At 69.1% G+C, this 25,866-nt stretch carries 25 protein-coding genes and 1 riboswitch; of the genes, 13 read left to right on the forward strand and 12 right to left on the reverse strand.

The window, feature by feature from the left end:
* Positions 1-45: 45 nt before the first annotated feature.
* Entirely contained in the window at positions 46-552 is a 507-nt protein-coding gene (locus OG453_RS13865; RefSeq protein WP_266867835.1) for a MarR family winged helix-turn-helix transcriptional regulator, read from the forward strand.
* A 68-nt stretch (positions 553-620) separates the two neighbouring features.
* Here OG453_RS13865 and nadA read toward each other — a convergent pair whose 3' ends face one another.
* Positions 621-1,817, reverse strand: coding sequence for a quinolinate synthase NadA (gene nadA / locus OG453_RS13870; protein ID WP_266867837.1), 1,197 nt, complete (start codon positions 1,815-1,817; stop codon positions 621-623).
* A 263-nt stretch (positions 1,818-2,080) separates the two neighbouring features.
* Here nadA and OG453_RS13875 point away from each other — a divergent pair, with 263 nt between their 5' ends.
* Positions 2,081-2,437, forward strand: a complete 357-nt coding sequence (locus tag OG453_RS13875; RefSeq protein WP_030786960.1) for an iron-sulfur cluster assembly accessory protein — start codon at positions 2,081-2,083, stop codon at positions 2,435-2,437.
* Between the two features lie 107 nt (positions 2,438-2,544).
* Here the strand turns inward: OG453_RS13875 and OG453_RS13880 are convergent, their stop codons facing one another.
* A complete protein-coding gene (locus tag OG453_RS13880; protein WP_266867841.1) occupies positions 2,545-4,056 on the reverse strand; it encodes a hypothetical protein in 1,512 nt (503 codons plus the stop codon).
* A gap of 154 nt (positions 4,057-4,210) precedes the next feature.
* Entirely contained in the window at positions 4,211-4,429 is a 219-nt protein-coding gene (locus tag OG453_RS13885) for a hypothetical protein (protein ID WP_266867843.1), read from the reverse strand.
* A gap of 135 nt (positions 4,430-4,564) precedes the next feature.
* On the opposite strand from OG453_RS13885, the gene OG453_RS13890 reads away from it, so the two are divergent.
* A complete protein-coding gene (locus OG453_RS13890; RefSeq protein ID WP_266867844.1) occupies positions 4,565-5,539 on the forward strand; it encodes a carbohydrate kinase family protein in 975 nt (324 codons plus the stop codon).
* Here the strand turns inward: OG453_RS13890 and OG453_RS13895 are convergent, their stop codons facing one another.
* Complete coding sequence (locus OG453_RS13895) at positions 5,540-6,919, reverse strand: cysteine desulfurase/sulfurtransferase TusA family protein (RefSeq protein WP_266867845.1); 1,380 nt, start codon at positions 6,917-6,919, stop codon at positions 5,540-5,542.
* 356 nt (positions 6,920-7,275) lie between these two features.
* Between OG453_RS13895 and coxB the strand changes: the two genes are divergently transcribed.
* From coxB to OG453_RS13915, 4 genes are all read left to right on the forward strand, one after another.
* Positions 7,276-8,238, forward strand: a complete 963-nt coding sequence (gene coxB, locus OG453_RS13900; RefSeq protein ID WP_266867846.1) for a cytochrome c oxidase subunit II — start codon at positions 7,276-7,278, stop codon at positions 8,236-8,238.
* The gene (ctaD, locus tag OG453_RS13905; RefSeq protein ID WP_266867847.1) at positions 8,235-9,971 is read left to right on the forward strand and encodes a cytochrome c oxidase subunit I; all 1,737 of its coding nucleotides are present in this window, start codon (positions 8,235-8,237) and stop codon (positions 9,969-9,971) included. Before coxB ends, ctaD begins: the two co-directional genes overlap by 4 nt.
* Positions 9,968-10,366: a cytochrome c oxidase subunit 4 gene (locus OG453_RS13910; protein WP_266867848.1), complete on the forward strand. Its 399-nt coding sequence runs from the start codon at positions 9,968-9,970 to the stop codon at positions 10,364-10,366. The genes ctaD and OG453_RS13910 overlap by 4 nt, the downstream gene beginning before the upstream one ends.
* Before the next feature lie 135 nt (positions 10,367-10,501).
* The gene (locus tag OG453_RS13915) at positions 10,502-11,746 is read left to right on the forward strand and encodes an Ig-like domain-containing protein (protein WP_266867850.1); all 1,245 of its coding nucleotides are present in this window, start codon (positions 10,502-10,504) and stop codon (positions 11,744-11,746) included.
* 89 nt (positions 11,747-11,835) lie between these two features.
* Here OG453_RS13915 and OG453_RS13920 read toward each other — a convergent pair whose 3' ends face one another.
* The gene (locus OG453_RS13920) at positions 11,836-12,237 is read right to left on the reverse strand and encodes a hypothetical protein (protein WP_266867853.1); all 402 of its coding nucleotides are present in this window, start codon (positions 12,235-12,237) and stop codon (positions 11,836-11,838) included.
* A gap of 179 nt (positions 12,238-12,416) precedes the next feature.
* Here OG453_RS13920 and OG453_RS13925 point away from each other — a divergent pair, with 179 nt between their 5' ends.
* The 6 genes from OG453_RS13925 to OG453_RS13950 all read left to right on the forward strand — a co-directional run bounded on the left by OG453_RS13925 (position 12,417) and on the right by OG453_RS13950 (position 19,543).
* Positions 12,417-13,037 carry a heme-copper oxidase subunit III gene (locus tag OG453_RS13925; protein WP_266867855.1) on the forward strand — a complete coding sequence of 207 codons (621 nt, stop codon included), beginning with the start codon at positions 12,417-12,419 and terminating at the stop codon, positions 13,035-13,037.
* Between the two features lie 63 nt (positions 13,038-13,100).
* A complete protein-coding gene (locus OG453_RS13930) occupies positions 13,101-13,910 on the forward strand; it encodes a c-type cytochrome (RefSeq protein ID WP_266867857.1) in 810 nt (269 codons plus the stop codon).
* Entirely contained in the window at positions 13,907-14,965 is a 1,059-nt protein-coding gene (locus tag OG453_RS13935) for a ubiquinol-cytochrome c reductase iron-sulfur subunit (RefSeq protein ID WP_266867859.1), read from the forward strand. Before OG453_RS13930 ends, OG453_RS13935 begins: the two co-directional genes overlap by 4 nt.
* Positions 14,962-16,593 (forward strand): cytochrome bc complex cytochrome b subunit, encoded by a 1,632-nt coding sequence (locus OG453_RS13940; protein WP_266867861.1) that lies wholly within the window; start codon positions 14,962-14,964, stop codon positions 16,591-16,593. The genes OG453_RS13935 and OG453_RS13940 overlap by 4 nt, the downstream gene beginning before the upstream one ends.
* 135 nt (positions 16,594-16,728) lie before the next feature.
* The gene (gene trpD / locus OG453_RS13945) at positions 16,729-17,793 is read left to right on the forward strand and encodes an anthranilate phosphoribosyltransferase (protein ID WP_266867863.1); all 1,065 of its coding nucleotides are present in this window, start codon (positions 16,729-16,731) and stop codon (positions 17,791-17,793) included.
* A gap of 86 nt (positions 17,794-17,879) precedes the next feature.
* A riboswitch (SAM riboswitch) is annotated at positions 17,880-17,996 on the forward strand.
* 176 nt (positions 17,997-18,172) lie between these two features.
* Positions 18,173-19,543, forward strand: coding sequence for an aminotransferase class V-fold PLP-dependent enzyme (locus OG453_RS13950; protein ID WP_266867865.1), 1,371 nt, complete (start codon positions 18,173-18,175; stop codon positions 19,541-19,543).
* On the opposite strand, the gene OG453_RS13955 is transcribed toward OG453_RS13950, so the two are convergent.
* The 7 genes from OG453_RS13955 to OG453_RS13985 form a co-directional block, all read right to left on the reverse strand.
* A complete protein-coding gene (locus OG453_RS13955; protein WP_266867867.1) occupies positions 19,495-20,700 on the reverse strand; it encodes a glycerate kinase in 1,206 nt (401 codons plus the stop codon). The genes OG453_RS13950 and OG453_RS13955 overlap by 49 nt on opposite strands.
* Positions 20,701-20,813: 113 nt before the next feature.
* Complete coding sequence (locus tag OG453_RS13960; protein WP_266867869.1) at positions 20,814-22,226, reverse strand: SLC13 family permease; 1,413 nt, start codon at positions 22,224-22,226, stop codon at positions 20,814-20,816.
* A gap of 97 nt (positions 22,227-22,323) precedes the next feature.
* Positions 22,324-22,986: a response regulator transcription factor gene (locus OG453_RS13965; RefSeq protein ID WP_266867871.1), complete on the reverse strand. Its 663-nt coding sequence runs from the start codon at positions 22,984-22,986 to the stop codon at positions 22,324-22,326.
* Positions 22,983-24,362: an ATP-binding protein gene (locus tag OG453_RS13970; RefSeq protein WP_266869853.1), complete on the reverse strand. Its 1,380-nt coding sequence runs from the start codon at positions 24,360-24,362 to the stop codon at positions 22,983-22,985. The genes OG453_RS13965 and OG453_RS13970 overlap by 4 nt, the downstream gene beginning before the upstream one ends.
* A 58-nt stretch (positions 24,363-24,420) precedes the next feature.
* Positions 24,421-24,741, reverse strand: a complete 321-nt coding sequence (locus OG453_RS13975; RefSeq protein WP_266867873.1) for a small secreted hydrophilic protein — start codon at positions 24,739-24,741, stop codon at positions 24,421-24,423.
* Positions 24,742-24,822: 81 nt separating this feature from the next.
* A complete protein-coding gene (locus OG453_RS13980) occupies positions 24,823-25,104 on the reverse strand; it encodes an Lrp/AsnC family transcriptional regulator (RefSeq protein WP_266867875.1) in 282 nt (93 codons plus the stop codon).
* Complete coding sequence (locus tag OG453_RS13985) at positions 25,101-25,832, reverse strand: rhomboid family intramembrane serine protease (protein WP_266867877.1); 732 nt, start codon at positions 25,830-25,832, stop codon at positions 25,101-25,103. Before OG453_RS13985 ends, OG453_RS13980 begins: the two co-directional genes overlap by 4 nt.
* Positions 25,833-25,866: the final 34 nt, after the last annotated feature.

The raw sequence follows: 25,866 nt of genomic DNA on the forward strand, positions 1-25,866 counted from the left end.
AGTTAGAGATAGTTATATATCTATAGGTGACGCTAGCATGGGAGTGTGACCGAGCAGAGGAACGCGCAGCGGAACGTGAAGGACGACGAGGCCGACCGCAGGCTGATCCAGCACGCCAGGGAGCTGACCCCCGCGCTGTACGCGCTCTCACGGGTCCTGCGCTTCCAGGGCATGGAGGAGGCGGGGCTGTGGCGACTGCCGCCGTCGGAGCTGGAGTTGATGCGCTACGTCCACGCGGAACCGGGCGTGACGGTGAGCGTCCTGGCCCGCGAACTGGGCCTGCACGCCAGCAATGTGAGCGCCACGGTCCGGGGTCTTGTCAACCAAGGACTGCTTGAGCGCGAGAAGGACCCGAACGACGGCCGGGTGGTGCGCCTGAAGCCGACCCTCAAGGCGGAGCAGGGCATGGCCCTGATCGAGAACGCCTGGGCGGAGATCTTCGCCGACGCGCTCGCCACGCTCTCCGGCGAGCAGCGGGCGGCGCTTGTCGCGTCCGTGCCGGCCCTGGGGGCGCTGGGTGCGGCGCTGAAGGAGCGGCGCAGGACGACGTAGGAACCGTAGAACGCCGTAAGGGGCGCCCGCAATGGCGGACGCCCCTTACGTACGAGAACAGGACAGGACTACGGAAGCGCCAGCATCCGCTCCAGGGCCAGCTTCGCGAACTGCTCGGTCTCGCGGTCGACCTCGATCTGGTTGACGAGGTTCCCCTCGGCGAGCGACTCCAGCGCCCAGACCAGGTGCGGCAGGTCGATCCGGTTCATGGTCGAGCAGAAGCAGACCGTCTTGTCGAGGAAGACGATCTCCTTGTCCTCGGCGGCGAACCGGTTGGCCAGCCGGCGTACGAGGTTCAGCTCGGTCCCGATGGCCCACTTGGAGCCGGCGGGCGCCGCCTCCAGGGTCTTGATGATGTGCTCGGTCGAGCCGACGTAATCGGCCGCGGCCACGACCTCGTGCTTGCACTCCGGGTGCACCAGGACGTTCACACCGGGAATCCGCGCCCGCACGTCCTCGACCGACTCCAGCGAGAAGCGTCCGTGCACCGAGCAGTGCCCGCGCCAAAGGATCATCTTCGCGTCGCGCAGCTGCTCGACGGTCAGGCCGCCGTTCGGCTTGTGCGGGTTGTAGACCACGCAGTCGTCGAGCGAGAAGCCCATGTCGCGCACGGCGGTGTTCCGGCCCAGGTGCTGGTCGGGCAGGAACAGGACCTTCTCGCCCTGCTCGTAGGCCCACTCGAGCGCGCGCTTGGCATTGGACGACGTACAGATCGTGCCGCCGTGCTTGCCGGTGAAGGCCTTGATGTCGGCGGAGGAGTTCATGTACGAGACGGGCACGACCTGCTCGGCTATCCCGGCCTCGGTCAGCGCGTCCCAGCACTCCGCGACCTGCTCGGCGGTGGCCATGTCGGCCATCGAGCAGCCCGCGGCCAGGTCGGGAAGCACGACCTTCTGGTCGTCGGTGGTCAGGATGTCCGCCGACTCGGCCATGAAGTGCACGCCGCAGAAGACGATGTACTCCGCCTCGGGCTTGGCGGCCGCGTCCTTGGCCAGCTTGAAGGAGTCGCCGGTGACATCCGCGAACTGGATGACCTCGTCGCGCTGGTAGTGGTGGCCGAGTACGAAGACCTTGTCCCCGAGCTTCTCCTTGGCGGCGCGGGCGCGCTCGACGAGGTCGGGGTCGGAGGGCGACGGCAGATCGCCGGGGCACTCCACACCGCGCTCGCTCTTGGGGTCGGCTTCGCGGCCGAGCAGCAGCAGGGCAAGCGGTGTGGGCTGAACATCGAGGTCCACGAGGGCCACGCGGGACTGGGCGGTGGTCACGACACGCACCCTTTCTCTTCTGCAGACGAGCCTTTTCGTCTAATTGACGTTATCTATCATAACCGCTTCACGTCAGTTTGACGATGGCCATAGTGTCGATGTGACGCGTTCGCCTTTCACGGGCCGGTGCTCCGGGGGATGTCATGTGCGAGCATGAAGGGACAGACAGCCGAGAGACACAGCACTCGGCCCGGAATGAATCCGCGGCCCCGACGGTTGCACCTGTCGGCAAGCAGTCTCCGTACAACCCGGGAGAGAAGCAGATGTCCGTATCGGACGAGACCACCACCGTGAGCGACGGCATCCTCCTGTCCGACGCCGCCGCGGCCAAGGTCAAGGGCCTTCTTGAGCAGGAGGGCCGGGACGACCTGGCGCTGCGCGTCGCCGTTCAGCCCGGTGGCTGCTCCGGCCTGCGCTACCAGCTGTTCTTCGACGAGCGCACGCTCGACGGCGACGTCGTCAAGGACTTCGACGGCGTGAAGGTCGTGACCGACCGGATGAGCGCTCCTTACCTGGGCGGCGCCTCCATCGACTTCGTCGACACCATCGAGAAGCAGGGCTTCACGATCGACAACCCGAACGCCACCGGCTCCTGCGCCTGCGGCGACTCCTTCAGCTAAATCCGTACGCCGGGCCGTTCTTTCTGGTCCCGTACGCCGAAGGCGGCCCCCCGAGAACTCGGGGGGCCGCCTTCGTCTGCTGGCTGCGGCTCAGTCTGCTGCTTCGGCTACTTCTGCGGCACCGTCTTGCCGCCCGCCGCGTCCACGACCTTCCGGTCGCCGAGCGGCGCGTCCAGGGTCACGGTCTCCGTGAACTCCTTGGCGATCATGATGCAGACCTCGCCCTTCTTCCGGGTCTCGGTCACCTTGACGCGCACACTGTCCTTGGACTCGTCGGCCGACGCCGAGTAGTCGCTGCACACGCCGCCCCAGAAGTGCAGCGTCAGCGACTTGCCGTCCGCGCTGTAGGACTCGATGCGCAGCGTCGGGTCCGGGTTGTCCGTGCCCGGCTTCTCGGTGGGCGTGGGCGTGGGGCTCGGTGTGCTCGGCGAGGTCAGGAACTTCGGCTCCACCGCCGGGTGCGTCACGGTGAAACTGTCCTGCGCGCCCTGCGGCTTCACCTCGAAGAGCCAGGACGGCACGAGCGCCTGGCGCCCGTCCACGAACTGCACCGCGAGCCCGAACGTCGCGCCCTTCACGGTGATCGGCTGCGGCTTCGGGGGAGCGGACGAGGGCTCGCAGGGCGCCTGCGTCTTCGTGTCGTCCGCGCTCTGCTGACCGTTGCCCACAGCCGGCTGCTGCCCGTCGCCCGCCGCGTCCGGCACCGGCGTGGCGCATCCGCCGATGCCGACACGGCCATCGCCCCGGCCCGACTTGTTGAGCTGCTTCAGGGTCTCGTCGGCGCTCGTCACCGGATACGTCGCGCCCTTCTCCGGCGCCTTCAAGTGGCCACTGCCGCCGACCACTTGGCCGTCCGAGCCGACCTGGATACCGGTCGACCAGCCGTACGTCGGGAGGCCACCCACCTTCGGGTCGGCGTTCACCACCCGTACGGCGCCCATGAGTTGGCGGGCGTCCAGCTTCGCGTCGTCCTGGCCGAGCGCCTTCAGGACCGGGGCGGCCGCCTTCTTCGCCGCGCCCTCACCGACCGCCTCGCCCGAGCCGTTCGGGGCGGTCGACGTCCCCGAACAGGGCTTGCCCTTCTGGCAGTTGTCGGTGCCGCCGGTGGCGTACTTGGTGAACGTCCAGGTGCCGGGGGCCTGCTTGCTCACCTGGAGCGAGGGCCCCGAGCCGTCCTTGGCCGGACCGATCCGCCAGGCCCCGTCCTGCGACGTGGGCTTGCCCTCGACTCCCAAGGCCTTGGCGAGCTCGGTCACTTGGTCCGCGCCGACGGTGCCCCGTGCGTGGTACACGGCCGCCGACTCCGGTCCGCCGGGCAGCTTGCCCTCGGCGCGGTACGCGGCGCCGTTCGGGTCGGGCTCGCCCGGGGCGATCCCTCCGGTGCCGCCGTCCCGGTCGCCGTCCGTGTATCCGTCGAGCGCGAGCGGCGGGGGAGCCCCGCCGTCTCCCGCGGGCGCGCCGCCCTTGCTGCTGCCGCCGCTGCCGCCGGACGCCGTCGCGGCGAAGTAGGCGCCGCCGCCACCGACGAGCAGCACCGTGGCCGCCACCGACGCGACGGCAAGGCGGGAACGCCGCCGCTGCGGCTCGGCCGCGTCATGAACGGATCGCTCGGTGCTCACCGCATCGCTCCTTCGACTGCACTGCTGTCCCTCGGGACCCGTGCGTGGGTCTCGTTCGTATCCCGCATCCCCTTTACCGGGGACAGCGGTGGGACGCAGCGGGGGAGCGCACGGTTCCCTCCGTGCGCGCCGATGCCCCTGGAATCAGTCTCGGTCAGTCTCCGTACTCGGACATTCCGTCGATCAGCCGCGCGGACGCGGTCGGCACGGTGACTCCGTGGATCAGGGCGGGCGACACCGGGGCGGCGGTGGCCGCGGCGGGCGCCACCCAGTGCGGGGCCATGCGGGCGCAGTCGCCGCGCAGCGTCTCCAGGGTCTCGGAGGGCAGCTCGACGGGACGCGTGGTGACGACATGCTTTGAGATAACGGCCATATACGCACCGTACGCATCTGAAGTCCTGCGAAAAAAGCCCTACTATCGGGTAGTTTTGCCTCTTCAGTGAGGGTGGTCCGACCCGGTAGCGTGAACTGTCAACCCCTCGCCTCTCCTCCACAGGAGTACTCAGCCGTGCGTATCGCAGTCACCGGCTCCATCGCCACCGACCACCTGATGACCTTCCCCGGCCGCTTCGCCGACCAGTTGGTCGCCGATCAGTTGCACACGGTCTCCCTGTCCTTCCTGGTCGACGCCCTCGACGTCCGCAGGGGAGGCGTCGCCGCCAACATCAGCTTCGGCATGGGGCAGCTCGGCACCGACCCGATCCTGGTCGGCGCCGCGGGCTCCGACTTCGACGAGTACCGCGCCTGGCTCGACCGGCACGGCGTGGACACGGCCTCCGTACGCATCTCGGAGACCCTGCACACCGCGCGCTTCGTCTGCACCACGGACGCCGACCACAACCAGATCGGCTCCTTCTACACGGGCGCGATGAGCGAGGCCCGCCTCATCGAACTGAAGACCGTCGCCGACCGCGTGGGCGGCCTCGACCTGGTCCTGATCGGCGCCGACGACCCCGAGGCGATGCTCCGCCACACCGAGGAGTGCCGCTCCCGCAAGATCCCGTTCGCCGCGGACTTCTCGCAGCAGATCGCGCGCATGGAGGGCGACGAGATCCGCACCCTCCTCGACGGCGCCACGTACCTCTTCTCCAACGAGTACGAGAAGGGGCTCATCGAGTCCAAGACGGGCTGGACCGACGCCGAGATCCTCTCCAGGGTCGGCCACCGTGTGACCACCCTCGGCTCGCGCGGCGTCCGCATCGAGTCCGCCGGACAGGACCCGATCGAGGTCGGCGTCGCCGAGGAAGAGGCGAAGGTCGAGCCGACCGGCGTCGGCGACGCGTTCCGCGCGGGCTTCCTTTCGGGCCTGGCCTGGGGTGTCTCGCACGAGCGCGCGGCCCAGGTCGGCTGCATGCTCGCCACCCTGGTCATCGAGACCGTCGGCACGCAGGAGTACGAGCTGCAGCGCAGCAACTTCATGGACCGCTTCACCAAGGCGTACGGCCATCCCGCGGCCGCCGAGGTCCAGTCACACCTGGCCTAGTCACGAGCTCCGGCGGACCACATAGGCAGTGCCGTGGTCCGCCGGCTCCTCGCCCACGTACTCCTGCCCCCGCATCTCGCACCACGCCGGGATGTCGAGCCGGGCCGCCTCGTCGTCGGCGAGGACGGTGACGGTGCCGCCGACCGGCACGTCCCCGATGACCTTCGCGAGCTCGATGACGGGCAGCGGGCAGCGCTTGCCGAGCGCGTCGACGACGAGAGAAGCGGATTCCGCACGCTTCGTGGCTGCCACCGGCGCGCCCAGCTGCTCACGCACCCCGGCCACCACACCCGGCAGCACCTCCAGAAAGCGCTCGACCTCTTCCTCCTGGGTCCCCCGTGGGAGTGACACCCGGACATTGCCCTCGCTCAGTACGCCCATGGCCTTCAGGACATGGCTCGGGGTCAGCGTCGAGCTGGTGCAGGACGATCCGGACGAGACCGAGAACCCGGCCCGGTCCAGCTCGTGCAGCACTGTCTCCCCGTCGACATAGAGACACGAGAACGTGACGAGATGGGGCAGGCGCCGCACGGGATCGCCCACCACCTCCACATCCGGCACCAGCCCCGGCACCCGCGCCCGGATCCGCTCGGTCAGCTCCCGCAGCCTGGCCCCCTCCGCGGCGGCCTCGGCCCGCACGGCCCGCAGCGAGGCCGCGGCGGCGACCACCGCGGGGATGTTCTCGAAGCCGGCCGCCCGCCCCGACTCCCGCTCGTCGGCGGGGCCTTGAGCGGCGAACCGCACTCCCTTGCGTACGACGAGAAGTCCCGCACCCGCGGGCCCGCCCCATTTGTGGGCACTCGCGGCAAGCAGCGACCAGTCCCCGTCGACAGGACCCCACGGCAGCGACTGCGCCGCGTCCACGAGCAGCGGCACCCCGGCGGCACGACACGCCGCCGCGACCTCGGCCACCGGCTGTTCCGTGCCGACCTCGTGGTTGGCGGACTGCAGGCAGGCGAGGGCCGTGTCGGGGCGCAGCGCCCCGGCGTACGCCTCGGGGGCCACCGCCCCGGCCCGGTCCACGCCCACCTCGGTGACCGTCCCGCCGGCGGACTCGTGCGCCGCCGCCGAATGGAGGACCGACGAGTGCTCGACCGCGGACACCACCAGATGCCGCCCGACACGCCGCCGCCCGGCGAGCGCCCCGGCGATCCCGGAGTGCACCGCACGGGTCCCGGACGAGGTGAAGGAGAGCTCGTCCGGGCGGCACCCGACCGCATCCGCGGCGGCTTCGCGCGCCGCGTCGAGCAACAGCCTGGCCCGCCGCCCCTCCCGATAGAGCCGAGCGGGATCGGCCCACCCCTCATCGAGCGAGGCCTGCAGCGCCTGCCGGGCAACGGGATGAAGGGGAGCGGAGGAAGCAGCATCGAAGTAGGACACACGCCAACGCTAAAGCGTGCGCCCGGGGGAGCGCCCCGAAGGGGCGCGGGGCTGTGACATGTGCGGCTCCGCCGCGTGGGCGCGACAAGCCCCAACGCACCCGCACCCGCGGACGGACAGATTCCGCCGAGCCACTGGGCGCCAGACCCCCCGTCAGAAAGGGGCCGACGGAGGGGCGTCCCACCCTTCGGAGTGACCCGCGGCGCGTTAGGCACCCTCCCCGCGCGACCCCAAATAGCGTCCAGTAAGGTTTGGCCCGCATAAACATCCAAACCCCTGCCCGCCGCAGGGCGGCGACCGACGACCGAGAAGGCCGCACCCGACCGCGCGGGCCGAGACTCTCGGGAAGGCGCTACGTGAGTCCCAACGGCTCCGACCGCTCGTCGCGGCGCCCGATGCGGCGGAAGCTGCCGCAGGTGCTGACTGCGGGCCTGATCCTTGCGACCGCTACAGGTTGCACATACAAGGACTTCCCCCGCCTTGGTATGCCCACCCCCGTAACGGAAGAGGCTCCGCGGATCCTCTCCCTCTGGCAGGGCTCGTGGGCGGCAGCGCTCGCCACGGGCGTGCTGGTCTGGGGTCTGATCCTGTGGAGTGTCATCTTCCACCGGCGCAGCCGCACCAAGGTGGAGGTACCTCCGCAGACGCGTTACAACATGCCGATCGAGACGCTGTACACGGTGGTCCCGCTCATCATCGTCTCGGTGCTCTTCTACTTCACGGCTCGCGATGAGTCGAAGCTCCTCAAGCTCGAGGACAAGCCCGCCCACACGATCAACGTGGTCGGCTACCAGTGGAGCTGGGGCTTCAACTACATCGAGGACGTGCCGGGTTCCAACAAGGGCGACGCCAAGACGTCCAAGGAGCTCGAGGCCATCCCGGACAAGTTCCGCAAGGCCTTCCCGGCGAACGCCGGCGGCGTCTACGAGGTCGGTACGCCCGGCGAGCGGAACCCGCAGAACGGCAACCCCGGCCCGACCCTCTGGCTCCCCAAGGGCGAGAAGGTCCGCTTCGTACTGACTTCGCGTGACGTCATCCACTCCTTCTGGGTGGTGCCGTTCCTCATGAAGCAGGACGTCATCCCGGGCCACACCAACGCCTTCGAGGTGACTCCCAACAGGGAGGGCACCTTCATGGGCAAGTGCGCCGAGCTCTGCGGTGTCGACCACTCCCGGATGCTCTTCAACGTGAAGGTCGTTTCCCCCGAGCGCTACCAGAAGCACCTCGAGGACCTCGCGAAGAAGAACCAGACCGGTTACATCCCGGCCGGCATCGAGCAGACGAGCCACGAGAAGAACCGGGAGACGAACAACCTGTGAGCATCCTCAACGAACCTCAGGGTGCCGCGGCAGCAGACGACTCGTACGAGAATGAGCTGCCGGTACGGCGCAAGCAGCCGGGCAACGTCGTCATCAAGTGGCTGACCACCACTGACCACAAGACGATCGGCACGCTCTATCTGGTCACGTCGTTCGCGTTCTTCTGCATCGGCGGTGTGATGGCGCTCTTCATGCGCGCCGAGCTCGCCCGCCCCGGCTCGCAGCTGATGTCGAACGAGCAGTTCAACCAGGCGTTCACGATGCACGGCACGATCATGCTGCTGATGTTCGCGACGCCGCTGTTCGCCGGATTCGCGAACTGGATCATGCCGCTGCAGATCGGCGCGCCCGACGTGGCGTTCCCGCGGCTGAACATGTTCGCGTACTGGCTGTACCTCTTCGGCTCGCTGATCGCGGTGGGCGGCTTCCTCACCCCGCAGGGTGCGGCCGACTTCGGCTGGTTCGCCTACTCCCCGCTGTCGGACGCGGTCCGCTCGCCGGGCATCGGCGCCGACATGTGGATCATGGGTCTGGCCTTCTCCGGCTTCGGCACGATCCTCGGCTCGGTCAACTTCATCACCACGATCATCTGCATGCGCGCTCCCGGCATGACGATGTTCCGGATGCCGATCTTCGTGTGGAACGTCCTGCTGACCGCCGTACTGGTCCTGCTGGCCTTCCCGGTCCTGGCCGCCGCGCTGTTCGCCCTGGAGGCGGACCGCAAGTTCGGTGCCCATATCTTCGACGCCTCAAATGGCGGCGCGCTGCTATGGCAACACCTCTTCTGGTTCTTCGGCCATCCAGAGGTGTACATCATCGCGTTGCCATTCTTCGGAATCATTTCCGAGGTCATCCCGGTCTTCTCCCGCAAGCCGATGTTCGGCTACATGGGCCTGATCGGCGCGACGATCGCGATCGCGGGTCTCTCCGTGACCGTGTGGGCGCACCACATGTACGTCACCGGTGGCGTGCTCCTACCGTTCTTCTCCTTCATGACGTTCCTGATCGCCGTGCCAACAGGCGTGAAGTTCTTCAACTGGATCGGAACGATGTGGAAGGGCTCACTGAGTTTCGAGACACCGATGCTCTGGGCCGTCGGCTTCCTGATCACCTTCACCTTCGGTGGTCTGACCGGCGTCATCCTCGCCTCGCCGCCGATGGACTTCCACGTCTCGGACTCGTACTTCGTGGTCGCGCACTTCCACTACGTCGTCTTCGGCACCGTGGTCTTCGCGATGTTCTCCGGATTCCACTTCTGGTGGCCGAAGTTCACCGGCAAGATGCTCGACGAGCGCCTCGGCAAGATCACGTTCTGGACGCTGTTCGTGGGCTTCCACGGCACGTTCCTGGTGCAGCACTGGCTGGGTGCCGAGGGCATGCCGCGTCGTTACGCGGACTACCTCGCCGCCGACGGCTTCACCGCGCTGAACACGATCTCGACGATCTGCTCGTTCCTGCTCGGTCTGTCGATCCTGCCGTTCTTCTACAACATCTGGAAGACGGCCAAGTACGGCAAGAAGATCGAGGTCGACGACCCGTGGGGCTACGGCCGTTCGCTGGAGTGGGCGACGTCCTGCCCGCCGCCGCGGCACAACTTCCTCACGCTGCCGCGCATTCGCTCGGAATCCCCGGCGTTTGACCTGCACCACCCGGAGATCGCGGCGCTCGACCAGCTTGAGCACGCAGGCCACGGCGCCAGCTCCATCGCGGGCAGCAAGGAGGCCGGCAAGTGAAGATCCAGGGCAAGATGTTCATCTGGCTGAGCGTCTTCGTGCTCGCCATGGCGATCGTCTACGGCTGGTGGTCCAAGGAGCCGGCCGGTACGACCGCGCTCTTCCTGGCCTTCGGCCTGTGCATCATGATCGGCTACTACCTGGCCTTCACGGCCCGGCGTGTCGACGCGGCCGCACAGGACAACAAGGAGGCCGAGGTTGCGGACGAGGCCGGCGAGGTGGGCTTCTTCAGCCCGCACAGCTGGCAGCCGCTCTCCCTGGCCGTCGGTGGTGCGCTCGCCTTCCTGGGCGTCGTCTTCGGCTGGTGGCTGCTGTACTTCTCGACCCCGATCATCCTGATCGGCCTCTTCGGCTGGGTCTTCGAGTACTACCGCGGCGAGAACCAGACCCAGTGAGTCTGTAGTTCACACCCGCACCGAGGGGCCCGGACACTCCGCCAGGAGAGTCCGGGCCCCTCGGCGTGTCGCGCTTGACACTCGTACGGGTCACACGGCGCGCTGGAGGTGATGAACCTTCATACGGTGTGCTTCATGAGCCACTCACCGCGAATCCGCACTGTACTGAGCTGCACGATGCTGGTGGCCGCCCTCGGTGCCGGGGCCACGGCGTGCGGCAGCTCCGACCATCCGCTCTCGGCGAAGCCGTACGACGCGGCCGGCCAGATCGCCTTCAACGGCCCGGTGGGCAGCCAGAAGGCGGATCCGGACAAGCCCCTCGAAGTCACCGCCGAGGGCGACGACGGGCGCATCACCGATGTGACGGCCACCGATGCGCAGGGGCGGTACGTGGCAGGCGAACTCGCCGCCGACGGCGCCCGCTGGCACACCACGGCGCCGCTGGCGGCAGGCACCCAGTACACGGTGCGGGTCAGCACCGAGGACGGAGAGGGTTCGCCGGGCCGCAAGGTGCTGACCTTCAACACCGACGCCCCCGCCAAGAAGAAGCGGCTCGACGTCACCTTCGGCCCCGACTCGGGCAAGTACGGCGTCGGCCAGCCCGTCACGGCGAAGCTCAGCGCCAAGGTGAAGGGCAAGGAGGCAAGAGCCGTCGTGGAGCGCGGCCTGAAGGTCGAGACACAGCCAGCCACCGAGGGCGCCTGGCACTGGGTGGACAGCAAGACGCTGCACTACCGCCCCAAGGAGTACTGGCCCGCGGGCGCGACCATCAACGTACGGAGCAACCTCAAGGGCATCAAAGTCCGCGACAGGCTCTGGGGCGGCGGGGCCAAGCCGCTGAGGCTGACCATCGGCGACCGCATCGAGGCCGTGACGGACGCCGGGTCGCACTACATGACGGTCTACCGCAACGGCGAGGAGATCAACACCATTCCGGTGACCACGGGCAGGCCCGGCTACTCCACACGCAACGGCGTCAAGGTGGTGCTGGGCAAGGAGTACTCCGTACGCATGACCAGTGCCAGCATCGGCGCATCGGACTTCTACGACAAGATGGTCTATTACGCGACGCGGGTCACGGACTCCGGTGAGTATGTGCACGCCGCGCCCTGGTCGGTCGGCTCGCAGGGCAACGCGAACACCAGCCACGGCTGCACCGGGATGAGCACCGACAACGCCGCCTGGTTCTACGAGACCGTCCGGCAGGGCGACATCGTGAAGGTCGTCAACAGCAATGGCGCGGACATGGATCCGTTCGGCAACGGCTTCGGCGACTGGAACGTCGACTGGAAGGAGTGGCGGGGCGGCAGCGCCCTGTTGGAAGGCGTCAAGGAAGGCCCCACAGCGGTCGACGCGGCCCGGCTGCGGCCGCAGGTGTGAGAGCGCCACAGGAGACGCATGAGAGGGGGCCACGCCGCGCGTGGGCCCCTCTCATGCGTTCTCGTACGTCTCGTACGCCAAGTGGCGCGTCAGGCCTGTACGGCCGGCCTGACGCGCAGCAGGGCGGCCAGCGTTTCGGCGAACTCGACCGGTTCGACCGGAAGGGTCACCGCCGCCTCCGCGCGGCTCCAGGTGGCGAGCCAGGCGTCCTGCGGGCGCCCCATGAGCAGGAGCACCGGCGGGCAATGGAAGATCTCGTCCTTGAGCTGACGGCAGACCCCCATGCCGCCGACGGGCGTGGCCTCGCCGTCGAGCACGCAGACGTCGATGCCGCCCCGGTCGAGTTCCTTCAGCACGGCGGGCAGCGTCGCGCACTCGATGAACTCGACCGCGGGGACGTCCGCAGCCGGCTTGCGTCCGGTGGCCAACCGGACCTGCTCGCGGGTGCTCGCGTTGTCGCTGTAGACCAGCACCGTGGCGGTCGGCTGCATTGTTCCTCCGCTTCGTTGAGGGGCTCTCGGCCGGGGACCGATGCGCGGATGCTACTCCTCCGGACACCCCGTCAACAGCGGTTCGGACAGCCCTTCGATGGGCCATACGGGCAGGACACACCCCGTAGACACTCCGAACGGCACCCCCCGGGGTGAGGGCGGGATAAGCGACCGACATAATGTCGGTCGTGGCGACAGCAACGACAGTAGATACCGGGCACGCGCACCCGCCGGTCAATCGACCGAACCTCACCAGCGTCGGAACCATCATCTGGCTCAGTTCCGAGCTGATGTTCTTCGCGGCCCTCTTCGCGATGTACTTCACCCTGCGATCGGTGACAGGTCCTGATCACTGGAAGGAAATGGCTTCGGCCCTCAACTTCCCGTTCTCGGCGACGAACACCACGATCCTGGTGCTCTCCTCCCTCACCTGTCAGCTCGGCGTATTCGCCGCCGAGCGCGGTGACGTGAAGAAGCTCCGGATGTGGTTCATCGTCACCTTCATCATGGGTGCGGTCTTCATCGGCGGTCAGGTGTACGAGTACACCGAGCTGGTCAAGCACGAGGGCCTCTCGCTCTCGTCCGACCCGTACGGCTCGGTCTTCTACCTGACCACCGGCTTCCACGGACTGCACGTGACAGGCGGTCTCATCGCCTTCCTGCTGGTCCTCGGCCGCACCTACGCGGCCAGGAGGTTCACCCACGAGCAGGCGACCGCAGCCATCGTCGTGTCCTACTACTGGCACTTCGTCGATGTTGTCTGGATCGGTCTTTTTGCCACGATCTACATGATCAAGTAGCCGGGCCCGAACCCGAACCATTCCGAAGCATCGACGCAGAAGATCCTGACACCGGGGTAATCCGTGAAAAAGCTCTCCGCACGACGACGCCACCCGCTGGCGGCGATCGTCGTCCTACTCCTCGCGCTGGCGGCCACCGGGGGGCTGTACGCCGCGTTCGCACCCGCGGACAAGGCGCAGGCCGACGACACCGCCCAGTCCCTCGCCATCGACGAGGGCAAGAAGCTCTACTCCGTTGGCTGCTCCAGCTGCCACGGAACCGGCGGTCAGGGGTCCTCCGACGGTCCGAGCCTGGTGGGCGTCGGCGCCGCCGCCGTTGACTTCCAGGTCAGCACCGGCCGCATGCCGCTCCAGCAGCCGGGCGCCCAGGCGCCGAAGAAGAAGGCCATCTACAACCAGGCCCAGGTCGACCAGCTCGCGGCGTACATCGCCTCGCTGGGCGCCGGACCGAACATCCCCACCGAGAAGCAGTACAGCCCGGACGGGGCGGACATCGCCAAGGGTGGCGAGCTGTTCCGCACCAACTGCGCGCAGTGCCACAACTTCACCGGTGAGGGCGGCGCGTTGACGAACGGCAAGTTCGCCCCGTCGTTGGAGGATGTCTCCCCGAAGCACATCTACGAGGCCATGGAGACCGGCCCGCAGAACATGCCGTCCTTCCCCGAGACGATCATGCCGGAGAAGAACAAAAAGGACATCATCGCGTACCTCGACGCGGTCAACGGCGAAGAGACCGAGAGCCCCGGCGGCCTCTCGCTGGGCGGCCTCGGTCCGGTCAGTGAAGGCCTGTTCGGCTGGATCTTCGGCCTCGGCTCGCTGATCGCGGTCGCCGTGTGGGTCGCCGCTCGGACCGCAAAGGCCAAGAAGTCATGAGTAGCCAAGAGAATCCAGAAGAGAACCTGCCCAGCGTGCAGGAAGCCGAGCACAGCCCGGTAGCGGTCGCGGACGAGAAGAACCCGTTCGCCGACCCGGGGCTGCCGCCCCACGAGCATCGCGTCCAGGACATCGACGAGAAGGCAGCCCGGCGCTCCGAGCGCGCGGTCGCCTTCATGTTCCTGCTCTCGATGCTGGCCACGGTCGGCTTCATCGCCTCGTTCGTGGCCTTCCCGGTCGACCAGAGCGTCTACATCTGGCCGATCGGCCGCATCAGCGCGCTCAACTTCTCCCTGGGGATGACCCTCGGCATCGCCCTCTTCTGCATCGGCGCGGGAGCGGTCCACTGGGCCCGCACCCTGATGTCCGACGTGGAGGTCGCCGACGAGCGGCACCCCATCGCCGCCGAGCCCGAGGTCAAGGCCAAGGTCATGGCCGACTTCAAGGCCGGCGCCGAGGAGTCGCAGTTCGGCCGCCGCAAGCTGATCCGCAACACGATGTTCGGCGCGCTGGCCATGGTGCCGCTCTCCGGCATCGTCCTGCTGCGTGACCTCGGTCCGCTGCCCGAGGACAAGTTGCGGCACACCCTGTGGGGCAAGGGCAAGCTGCTCGTGAACATGAACACGAACGAGCCGCTGCGCCCCGCGGACGTCTCGGTCGGTTCGCTGACCTTCGCCAAGCCCGAGGGCCTGGAGGAGCACGACCACGACTTCCAGGTGCAGATCGCCAAGGCGGCCCTGATGATCGTCCGGATCCAGCCGGACAACATCAAGGACAAGCGCGAGCTCGACTGGTCGCACGACGGCATCGTCGCCTACTCCAAGATCTGCACCCACGTGGGTTGCCCGATCTCCCTGTACGAGCAGCAGACGCACCACGTCCTCTGCCCGTGCCACCAGTCCACCTTCGACCTCTCCGACGGTGCCCGAGTGATCTTCGGCCCGGCCGGTCACGCACTGCCGCAGCTGCGCATCGGCGTGAACGACGAGGGCTACCTCGAGGCGCTCGGCGACTTCGAAGAGCCCGTCGGTCCTGCATTCTGGGAGCGCGGATGAGCACTTCGGCGAACGACAACCGCAAGAAGGAGGCGCCCGCCGGTGAGCGGGTCGCCGACTGGGCCGACGGCCGCCTGGGGATCTATTCCCTGGCCAAGGCCAACATGCGCAAGATCTTCCCGGACCACTGGTCCTTCATGCTGGGTGAGGTCGCGCTCTACAGCTTCATCATCATCATCCTCACGGGTGTGTATCTGACGCTGTTCTTCCACCCGTCGATGAACGAGGTGGAGTACCACGGCAGCTACGTCCCGCTGCAGGGACAGCTGATGTCCGAGGCGTTCAACTCGACCATGCACATCAGCTTCGATGTGCGCGGTGGTCTGCTGATCCGGCAGATCCACCACTGGGCGGCGCTGATCTTCCTCGCGGCGATGTTCGTGCACATGATGCGCGTCTTCTTCACGGGTGCCTTCCGCAAGCCCCGTGAGGTCAACTGGATCTTCGGCTTCCTGCTGCTCGTCCTCGGCATGTTCACCGGCTTCACCGGTTACTCGCTCCCGGACGACCTGCTCTCCGGCACCGGTGTCCGCTTCATGCAGGGCGCGATCCTGTCCGTACCGATCGTCGGTACGTACCTGTCGATGTTCCTGTTCGGCGGGGAGTTCCCCGGCGGCGACTTCGTGGCCCGGTTCTACTCGGTCCACATCCTGCTGCTGCCCGGCATCATGATGGGCCTCCTGGTGGCCCACCTGATCCTGGTCTTCTTCCACAAGCACACGCAGTTCGCGGGCCCCGGCAGGACCGAGAAGAACGTCGTCGGCATGCCGCTGCTCCCGGTCTACATGGCCAAGGCCGGAGGCTTCTTCTTCCTGGTCTTCGGCGTCATCGCGGCCATCTCGGCGATCGCCACGATCAACCCGATCTGGGCTCTCGGCCCATACCGTCCGGACCAGGTCTCCACCGGAGCCCAGCCCGACTGGTACATGGGCTTCTCCGAGGGCCTGATCCGGTTCATGCCGGGCTGGGAGATCAATCTCTGGGGTCACACGCTCGTCCTGGGTGTGTTCATCCCGCTGATCATCTTCCCGTTGGTCCTGGTCGCGATCGCGGTCTACCCGTTCATCGAGTCCTGGGTCACCGGCGACAAGCGCGAGCACCACATCCTGGACCGCCCACGCAACGTCCCGACCCGTACGGCCTTCGGTGTCGCATGGCTGTCCTGGTACTTCGTGCTGCTCATCGGCGGCGGAAACGACCTGTGGGCCACGCACTTCCACCTGTCGATCAACTCGATCACCTGGTTCGTGCGGATCGCCTTCTTCGTCTTCCCGGTGCTGGCGTTCATCATCACCAAGCGGATCTGCCTGGGTCTGCAGCGGCGCGACAAGGACAAGGTGCTGCACGGGCGCGAGTCCGGCATCATCAAGCGCCTGCCGCACGGTGAGTTCATCGAGGTCCACGAGCCGCTCAACCAGGAGCAGCTGCACACGCTCACCGCGCACGAGCAGTACGTGCCGGTCGAGATCGGCCCGACGGTCGACGAGAACGGTGTCGAGCGCAAGGTGTCCGGTTCGCAGAAGCTCCGGGCCAAGCTCTCGAAGGGCTACTTCGGGGAAGAGAGCCAGATCCCCAAGCCCACCGTCGAGGAGTACAAGGAGATCACGAGCGGCCACGGCCACCACTGATCCCTGAGCTCACAGAGCTCTGACCACAAGGTCGCCACGGCAAGAGCCCCGTCCATTGCGCGGACGGGGCTCTTTGCCGTCCCCGCACCTGGATAGGGTGTCCTTGGCCCATTTATACGAACTCAGGAGCGGCAGATGAGCGCTGTGACCCCCGCAGGAGGCAATACCGCGGCGGGCCGTTCCTGGCCCGACGTACTGAACGGTCTGCTCGACGGGCGCGACCAGAGCGCCGACGACACCGCCTGGGCCATGGACCGCATCATGCGCGGCGAGGCCACCGACGCGCAGATCGCCGGCTTCGTGGTGGCGCTGCGCGCCAAGGGCGAGACGGTCGAGGAGATCTCCGGTCTCGTACGCGCCATGTATGAGCACGCCAATGTGATCAAGGTGCCCGGCGAGACCGTCGACATCGTCGGCACCGGTGGCGACGGCGCCAAGACCGTCAACATCTCCACGATGTCCGCGATCGTCATCGCCGGCGCGGGCGCGAAGGTCGTCAAGCACGGCAACCGCGCCGCGTCGTCGGCCAGCGGCGCCTCCGACGTGCTCGAGAAGCTCGGCGTGAACCTGGAGCTCACGCCGCAGCGGGTCGTCGAGGTCGTGGAGGAGGCGGGCATCACCTTCTGCTTCGCGGTGAAGTTCCACCCGGCGCTGCGGTACGCGGGCGCCGCGCGCGGCCAGCTGGGCATCCGGACCGTGTTCAACCTGCTCGGTCCGCTCACCAACCCGGCCAGGGTGCGGGCCCAGGCGGTCGGCGTCGCCGACCCGCGGATGGCGCCCGTGGTGGCCGGTGTCTTCGCCGAGCGCGGGCATTCCTCGCTCGTCTTCCGCGGCGACGACGGGCTCGACGAGCTGACGACGACGTCGACCTCCCGGGTCTGGGTGGTGCGTGACGGAGCCGTGCGCGAGGAGGCCTTCGACCCGCGCGACGTCGGGATCGACCTGGTGCCCATCGAGGCGCTGCGGGGTGCCGACGCCTCGTACAACGCGGAGGTCGCGCGGCGGCTGCTCGACGGGGAGACCGGGCCCGTGCGGGACGCGGTGCTGCTCAACTCGGCGGCGGCGCTCGTGGCCCTCTCGCCGGGCGAGGGGAGCCTCGTGGAGGAGATCCGGGCCGGCATGGTCAGGGCGGCCGAGTCCATCGACTCCGGGGCCGCGAAGAAGGCCCTGGAGCGCTGGGTGGCGGCCAGCAACCGCTGACGCGGGCCCCGAATGTGACCCAAGGCGCAGTCCGGATTCTGGACTGCGCCTTGCGCGTCGAAGATCATGTGGCAAGATGCTCAACAGGTCATGAGTGACAGCGATTAGGCCCCGGCTTGCTGTCCGGCAACCCTCCGTCCGTGGCGGGGTGCCCCGGGTGAAGACCAGGCCGTACGCAGCAAGGCGTATGGCAAGCGCGGACCCCTCGCGATCACCAGGGGTCCTGGTCCTCGAGGGAGCAGTCTCGTGAGCAAGCGAATGCGATAGGGCTTTCCGGCCCCTTTTCCGCACCCCCCTTTTCTTTTCATCACTGCACCGCCCTGCGTGTCGCACGGGCGTCGCTGCAGTGAACTCGCCTGCCTTCCCACGGGAGTTCGCCATGTCTGTTTCCGCCGTCGCCGCCGACTCGTCCGTCTGTGCCCCCCTCGCCGTCCTCGGCCGGGACGTCACCGTGCCGCTCGTCACCGGTGGCGAGGTGACCTACGCCGCGCTCGACTACGCGGCGAGCGCGCCCGCGCTGCAGCGGGTGTGGGACGACGTGGCCGCGTACGCGCCGTACTACGGCAGCGTGCACCGCGGGGCCGGGTATCTGTCGCAGCTCTCCACCGACCTGTTCGAGAACAGCCGGGTCACCGTCGCCGAGTTCCTCGACTGCCGTGAGGGCGACCAGGTCGTCTTCACGCGGTCGACCACCGACTCGCTCAACCTGCTCGCCGCCGCGCTGCCCGCCGACTGCCAGGTCTTCGTCTTCGAGACCGAGCACCACGCCTCGCTGCTGCCCTGGCGCGACGCCCGCGTGACGTACCTGAACGCGCCGCGCACCGCCGACCAGGCCGTCGCCACCCTGGAGCGCGCTCTCGCCGACCGCGACCCCTACGGGCCCGCCCTGGTCTGCGTGACCGGCGCGTCGAATGTCACCGGTGAGCTGTGGCCGGTGAAGGAGCTGGCCGCCGCCGCCCACGCGCACGGCGCCCGCATCGTCCTGGACGCCGCGCAGCTCGCACCCCATCACCCCGTCTCCGTACGTGAGTTGGACGTCGACTGGGTCGCGTTCTCCGGTCACAAGCTGTACGCGCCCTTCGGCTCGGGCGTCCTCGCGGGCCGCTCCGACTGGCTTCAGGAGGCCGAGCCCTACCTCGCCGGCGGCGGCGCATCGCGGAAGGTCGCGCGGCGCACGGACGGCGGCGTGGACGTCGAGTGGCACGACACCGCCGCCCGGCACGAGGCCGGTTCGCCGAACGTCATCGGCGTGTACTCGATCGCCGCCGCCTGCAAGGCGCTGACCGAGGCGGGCTTCGACGAGCTCGTCGCCCGCGAGAACCACCTCATCGCCAAGGTCCGCGAGGGCCTCGCCGAGGTGCCCGCGGTGAAGGTGCTCTCGCTCTTCGGCGACGACGCCCCGCGCGTCGGCGTCATCTCGTTCGTCGTCGAGGGCTGGAACAGCTCGCACTTCGCCGCGGCGCTCTCCGCCGAGTACGGCATCGGCGTACGCGACGGTCTCTTCTGCGCCCACCCGCTGGTGCGCACCCTGCTCGGCAGCGACCCGCAGACCCAGGGCGAGTGCGGTGCCCCCGAGGCCGCGCCCGGCGAGAAGTCGCTGAACGCGATCCGGGTGAGCTTCGGCGCCGGAACCCCGGACGAGCACGTCGAGCGTTTCGTGCGCGCCGTCAAGGAGCTGGTGGCGGACGGCGCGCGGTGGAACTACCGCACCGAGGACGGGCGTTGCGTGCCGGACACCACCGGGGCCTGAGTCTTTGAGGACGGCAGCCGGGTGCCGATCTGGATCATCCGCAGGGCTCGCTCGGTCGCGTCGGTGAGGAACTCGCCGCCCCGGCCGAGCGCCTCCGTGAGCGAGACCGGGGCGGGCAGGATCGCGCTGTAGGCGTCCACGCCCGCCGCCCGCACATGGTGCGCGCCCTGGCCGATGGTGCCCGCGAGGACGAGCACCGGACGGCCCGACCGCTTGGCGCGCCTTGCCACCTCGGCGGGGATCTTGCCGCGCGGCGTCTGGTGGTCGAGGGCGCCCTCGGCGGTGACGACGAGGTCGGCGCGGGCAAGCCGGGCGTCCAGGTCCAGGTGGTCGAGCAGGACGTCGAAGCGGGGGAGCAGCCGGGCGCCCAGCGCGGCGAGGCCGGCGCCGAGACCGCCGGATGCGCCCGTGCCGGGGCCGAGGGCGAGGTCCGCCGTGGCGTGCAGGTCGCGGGTGAGGATGTGCGCCCAGTGCTCAAGGGCGGCCGCGAGCACCTCGACCTGGGCGGGTGTGGCGCCCTTCTGGGGGCCGAAGACGCGGGCGACGCCGCGCTCGCCGGTCAGGACGTTGAAGGGGTTGCAGGCGACCCGGATCTCGGTGCCCTTCAGACGGGGGTCGAGGCCCGACGGGTCGATGCGGCTCAGGCGGGTCAACTCACGGCCGCCGTGCGGGAGTTCCCAGCCGTCCGCGTCCAGGAGCCGGGCGCCGAGCGCCTGCAGGGCGCCCGCGCCGCCGTCCGACGTTCCGGAGTCGCCGCAGCCCACCAGGATGCGGCGGGCCCCCGCGTCCAGGGCGGCGCCGATCAGCTCGCCGACGCCGTACGTCGTCGTGGCGCCCGGGTCGCGCAGATCGCGCGGGACCAGCGAGAGCCCGGCCACCGCCGCCATCTCGACGACCGCCGTGCCGTCGGGCAGTAGCGCGAAGTGCGTGCCGATCCGCTGGCCGACGGGCCCGGTGGCGGGCAGTGCGACCAGGCGGCCGCCGCCGGTGGCGGCCAGGGCGCGCGCGGTGCCCTCACCGCCGTCCACCAGGGGGATCAGATCGGTCACCGCGTGCGGGACGACACGGCGTACCCCTTCGGCGATGGCCTCGGCCGCGGAGTGCGCGGACAGGGACTCCTTGAAGCCGCTGGGGGCGATGGCGAAACGGGTCAGCATGAGGGTCTCCATGGCAGAGGGAACTGATGGGCGCGGGGCTGCGACATTGGCGGCTCCGCCGCGCGGGCTCGACCAGCCCCCACCGGCCCGCAGATGACGTTCCAGCACAGCGCTCAGCGAACGGGCACGCCGAGCAGCGGCCACAGCGCGATGGCGAAGAGCAGCACGAGCGCGGCCGTCAGCGGTGCCAGGACCGCGGAGAGGCGGAGCAGGTCGCGCGGGGTGTAGGTGGGGGTGCCGGGGATGTCGGCGAAGAGCGTGACGGGCTTCGCGGACGCGGGCAGCGTGTGGCAGAAGCCCGCCGCCGCGGTGGAGGCCAGGGCGGCCGCGACGGGGTTGACGCCCGCGCCGACGGCCGCCGCGACGACCAGCGGGACCAGGACCGAAGAACGCGCCGAGCGGGACTGCAGGACGAGGTGCGCGGTCGTGCTGACCCCGACGACCACGGTCAGGAACAGCCAGGGCGGCACATCCAGCGGAACGCCGCCCACCAGCCACTTCGCCGCCCCCGAGTCGGCGAGCGCGACGCCCATCGCCATCGTCGCCGCCATGAAGAGCAGCAGCGACCAGGGCACCGTCTTCAGGGCGTCCTTCAGACGTACGGTGCCGAGTGCGGGGGAGGATGCGACGACCGCGCCGATCAACGCGACCACGGCGGGCGGCACTTGGTGCAGCGGCTCGCTGCACCAGAGCGTGACGACCGTGGCGAGCAGCAGGGCGCAGCGGGTCTCGGCGGGCTCCCAGGGTCCGGTGACCGGCTGCTCGCTGTGCTCCTGGAGCTGCTCGACGGTGATGTGCACGGGACCCTTGCGGTCCGCGCGCCGCGTCGTCGTCAACAGGACGGCCTCCGCCGCCAGATGGGACGAGGCCATGGCGAGCGGCAGGCCGAGCAGCAGCCACTGCGTGAAGCCGATCCGCTCCCCGGTCGCCTCCCACAGGACCGACACCGTGATCAGATGTGCTCCCGCGCCGATCAGGGTCGCGACAGCGGAGAGCAGGATCACGGTCGGAAAGAGCAGGGCGAGCATCACGACCAGGCGCTTCCGGTCGGCGAGGACCTTGGCGAGGGCGAGGAAGACGGGCAGCGCGAGCGCTGCGCGGCCCGACGTGGCCGGCACCGCGAAGGCCGTCACGACGAGCGCCGCCGTCGTCAGATGCGTCAACTGCCGTACGCTGCGCGCCCCGCTGACCAGAAAGGCCGCCGCCCGTCCCGCCAGACCGCTGCGGGCCACGGCCGCCGCGAGCACGAAGGCACAGATCAGCAGCCAGACGGTCTCGTCGCCGAGGGTGCCGAAGAGCGTGTCGCTGCTGATCACCCCGGTCGCGGTGAGCGCGAGGCCGGCGCCGAGCGCGATGTACGTGTCGTCGATCGGCGTGCCGATCCACGCACAGGTCGCCAGGGCGAACACGGCGAGAGTGAGGCGGGCGTCGCCGCTCAGGCCGGGGAAGTTGCCGGGAACCACGAGCAGCGCGCACAGACTCAGCGCGACGCACAGCGTGATGGCTTGGCGGGGATTCAGGGTCACACAGGAAGCCTCGGGCCCCGCCGTGAGCCCTCAATGAGCCTGAGATGAAAGGAACTTCACGGGGTGATTTGGGCGCTCACCCCGGCAGGCCGGGCGCTCACCCCGGCAGCCGGTACCCCATCCCGCGCACCGTCTCCACCCGCTCGGCGCCCAGCTTCTTGCGCAGCGCTCGTACGTACACGTCCACGATGTTGGACCCGGGGTCGAAGTCGTAGCCCCACACATGGGAGAGGATCTGCTCCCGCGAGAGCACCTGCCCCGGATGGCGCAGGAACAGTTCGAGCAGCACGAACTCACGTGCCGTCAGGTCCACCGTCCGCTCGCCCGAACGCGCCCTGCGGGTGCGCAGATCCAGCGTCAGATCCCCGCCGCGCAGCACCGTCACCTCCGGGGCGCCCGCCGCCGTGCGCAGCCTCAGGCGCACCCGCGCGAGCAGCTCCTCGAAACGGAACGGCTTGGTCATCCAGTCGTCGGCGCCGCCCTCGAGGCCCGCCACCGTGTCCCGGACCGAGTCGCGGGCGGTCAGCACGATCACCGGGGTCGTCACCCGGGCCTCGCGCAGCTGCCGCAGGACCGTGAAGCCGTCCTTGCCGGGCAGCCCGATGTCCAGGACGACCAGGTCGAAGCCGCCGGTCAGGGCGTAGTCGTAGGCCGCTTCGCCGTCGCCGACGACGCTGGTGGTGAAGCCGTTGGCCCGCAGGCCCTTCTCGACGAAGGAGGCGATGCGCTCCTCGTCCTCGACGATGAGAATCCGGTTCATGGCAGTCCTGGTTCCTGTTCTCGCAGTACGAGTACGAAGGTGGCGCCGCCGGAGCCCGACGCCGTGGGCCGCAGCTCGACCCGGCCGCCGTGCCCTTCGGCGATCGCGCGCACGATGGCGAGGCCGAGCCCGGCGCCGGTGGCGCGGGCGCCGCGGCGTGCGGTGCCGCGCCGGAACCGCTCGAAGATCACCGCCGCGTCCTGCGCCTGGACGCCGGGCCCGCTGTCGGCGACGTACAGCTCGATCCGGCCCGCCGTGCTGCGTGAGCCGATGCCGATGCGCTGGCCGGGGACGGTGTGCTGGACGGCGTTCTGGGCGAGCTGCACCATCGCCTGGGTGATGCGCTGCGGGTCGAGACCGGTCTCGCCGTCGGCCACTTCGGCCAGCCGCCAGTCGCGGTCGCCGAGCGCCCGCGCCTTGACGAAGACGTCCGCGGTCAGCTCGGCGAGCTGCACCGGCTCGGGGGTGACGAAGTCGGGGCGCTCGGCCTTGGCGAGGAGGAGGAGGTCCTCGACGATGCGGCTCATCCGGTCGAGCTCCTCCATCACGATCCGGACGGTCTCCTCGCGCTCGCCCGGATCGTCGCCCATCAGCTCCAGATGGCCGCGCACGATGGTGATGGGCGTGCGCAGCTCGTGCCCGGCGTCGTCGACGAACTCGCGCTGCGCGGCGAACGCGCGCTCCAGTCGGTCGAGCATGCCGTTGAACGTCTCGGCGAGCGCCGCGATGTCGTCCCTGCCCTGCACCGGGATGCGCCGGGTCAGATCCTGTTCGGTGAGCTGCGCGGCGGTCGTACGCACCAGACGTACGGGCTTGAGGATGCGGCCCGCGACCGCCCAGCCGATGCCGGTGGTCATCAGGAGCGCGACCCCGGAGATGGCGAGCAGCATCGTGAACACGTCGCCCGCCTTGGCCTGTTCGCCCGCCGGGTGGAAGGCGACGACGAACGCCGCCGCCGGATGGCCCGCGCTCGCCGCGATCTCCACCTTCGCCCAGCGGACCTCGCCGCCCTCGCGGTGCAGCGTGCCGGTCGCGTCGGGGGACTCGAAGACCGTTCGCAGGGCGGCGGTGTCCTCGGCGAGCGGATGGTCGATCCGTGGCTCGCGCGACTGCTCCTTCTTCGCGGGTGCCTTGCCGGGGCGGCCGACCAGGCCGAGGAGCTCCTCGTCGGGGTCGGCGTACTGCCGGGACAGGAAGAGCCGCAGGAGGGGGTCGGGAGCGCTGAACTTCTCGCCCGTGTGCGGATCGACTCCTTCGCGGGCGAGGTTGGTGAACTCCGCGGTCTCCTGGGCGAGCAGCCGGTCGATGCGGTGGTCCACGTCGCGCAGCAGGACGGAGCGGGTGGTGGCCGCGACCGCGGTGAGCGCGACGGTCATCACCACGAGCAGCCAGAGCAGGATGCGGACACGGGCGGATATCCAGCGGTGCGGGCGCTCAGCCGTCGTCACCGGGACCGTCGTCGTCGTTGTCGCCCCGGCCGCTGCCTTCGTTGCCGTCGTCGTCGTTGTCATCGCCCGGGGAATTCTCGCTGACCGGCGGTGGGGACACGGTCTCGTCGCTCGGCGTCGGCCGGGGGGTGGCGGGCTTCGAGGGCGGAGATGACGGCTTCGAGGACGGCGAGCCGCTCTCCAGCTCCACCTTGGGCGGGGCCTTGGGAGGCTCGGGGCTGTCGGTCAGGACGTAGCTGGTCGTGGCGATGCCGAGGGGGATCGCCACGACGGCGGCCAGGGCGGCCATGCGGTGGGAGAAGACCATGACAGCGAGGGTGCGGGGCGCAGTGCGCCAGCAGCATGAGCCGCAGATGAAGAAACCCTCATCCGACGGCCGTGCGGATGCCTAGGAGTCGAGGCCGATCGCGAACGCCGCCTCCAGGTCGTGCTGCGAGTACGTACGGAACGCGACATGCGTGTCCGTCGCCTCCACGCCCGGGATCTTGCTGATCTTGCCGGGGATGACATCGGCCAGGTCGTCGTGGCGGCCGACGCGCACCATGGCGATCAGGTCGTAGGTGCCGGTCACGGAGAAGACCTCGCTGACACAGTCGAGGGCGGAGATCGACTCGGCGATCTCGGGGATCCGGTCCACGCTGGTCTTGATGAGCACGATCGCGGTGATCACGGCTGACTGTCTCCCTCGGTAGCCGGTGCTGGCCTCTTCACTCTATCCGTCCGGCCATACCGCACCCACGCGTAGAGAAAGCCCAGCGAGAAGCCCACCAGGTGGGCCAGATAGGCGACTCCGGGACCCTGACCGCCCTGCAGTGCGGCGAGCCACTGCAGCGTCACCCAGAACGGCAGCACCACCCAGGCGGGAAAGCGCAGCGGAAGGAAGAAGAGGAACGGGAAGAGGCTGGTGACCCGTGCCTTGGGGAAGAGTCGCAGGAAGGCGCCGAGCACCGCCGAGATCGCCCCCGACGCGCCCACCAGGGTCTGGTCGGAGCCGGCGTGCGCGGCCGCGTAGGCGAGCAGGGCGAGATAGCCGCAGCCGACGTAGAAGAGCGCGAACTGGAGGTGCCCCATCCGTTCCTCGACCATCGCCCCGAAGACGTACAGGAAGAGCATGTTGCCGAGCAGATGCAGCCAGCTGCCGTGCACGAACAGCGCGGTGAGGGGGCCGAGCGCGGCCCGCGGCACCCCGCTGATCAGCTCCGATGGGACCACCCCCCACCGCGCGAAGTAGTCCTGCTGCGCGGCGAGCAGCTGGTCGCCGATGCCGTAGACGGGGTTGAGCCCGGACACGGGGGAGATCACGAAGACCAGACAGCAGGCGACGATCAGGCTGTACGTCACCGGGGCCGACTGGCCCCTGATCAGCCGGACCGCCGTCGCACCCCATGTGTTGATCATGAACAGAGCATGACGTAAGGGGCGCTACCCGTAC

The sequence above is a fragment of the Streptomyces sp. NBC_01381 genome (assembly GCF_026340305.1).
GTDB lineage: Bacteria > Actinomycetota > Actinomycetes > Streptomycetales > Streptomycetaceae > Streptomyces.

Bases quoted from the DNA above. Each gene is read 5' to 3' on its own strand.
- trpD (WP_266867863.1), top strand. From the start codon at position 16,729: ATGAGCGCTGTGACCCCCGCAGGAGGCAATACCGCGGCGGGCCGTTCC.
- OG453_RS13935 (WP_266867859.1), top strand. From the start codon at position 13,907: ATGAGTAGCCAAGAGAATCCAGAAGAGAACCTGCCCAGCGTGCAGGAA.
- OG453_RS13970 (WP_266869853.1), bottom strand. From the start codon at position 24,362: ATGACCGTCGCGCTCACCGCGGTCGCGGCCACCACCCGCTCCGTCCTG.
- OG453_RS13885 (WP_266867843.1), bottom strand. From the start codon at position 4,429: ATGGCCGTTATCTCAAAGCATGTCGTCACCACGCGTCCCGTCGAGCTG.
- OG453_RS13925 (WP_266867855.1), top strand. From the start codon at position 12,417: ATGTCGGTCGTGGCGACAGCAACGACAGTAGATACCGGGCACGCGCAC.
- OG453_RS13940 (WP_266867861.1), top strand. From the start codon at position 14,962: ATGAGCACTTCGGCGAACGACAACCGCAAGAAGGAGGCGCCCGCCGGT.
- OG453_RS13955 (WP_266867867.1), bottom strand. From the start codon at position 20,700: ATGCTGACCCGTTTCGCCATCGCCCCCAGCGGCTTCAAGGAGTCCCTG.
- OG453_RS13975 (WP_266867873.1), bottom strand. From the start codon at position 24,741: ATGGTCTTCTCCCACCGCATGGCCGCCCTGGCCGCCGTCGTGGCGATC.
- OG453_RS13950 (WP_266867865.1), top strand. From the start codon at position 18,173: ATGTCTGTTTCCGCCGTCGCCGCCGACTCGTCCGTCTGTGCCCCCCTC.
- OG453_RS13920 (WP_266867853.1), bottom strand. From the start codon at position 12,237: ATGCAGCCGACCGCCACGGTGCTGGTCTACAGCGACAACGCGAGCACC.
- OG453_RS13985 (WP_266867877.1), bottom strand. From the start codon at position 25,832: ATGATCAACACATGGGGTGCGACGGCGGTCCGGCTGATCAGGGGCCAG.
- OG453_RS13915 (WP_266867850.1), top strand. From the start codon at position 10,502: ATGAGCCACTCACCGCGAATCCGCACTGTACTGAGCTGCACGATGCTG.
- OG453_RS13965 (WP_266867871.1), bottom strand. From the start codon at position 22,986: ATGAACCGGATTCTCATCGTCGAGGACGAGGAGCGCATCGCCTCCTTC.
- OG453_RS13875 (WP_030786960.1), top strand. From the start codon at position 2,081: ATGTCCGTATCGGACGAGACCACCACCGTGAGCGACGGCATCCTCCTG.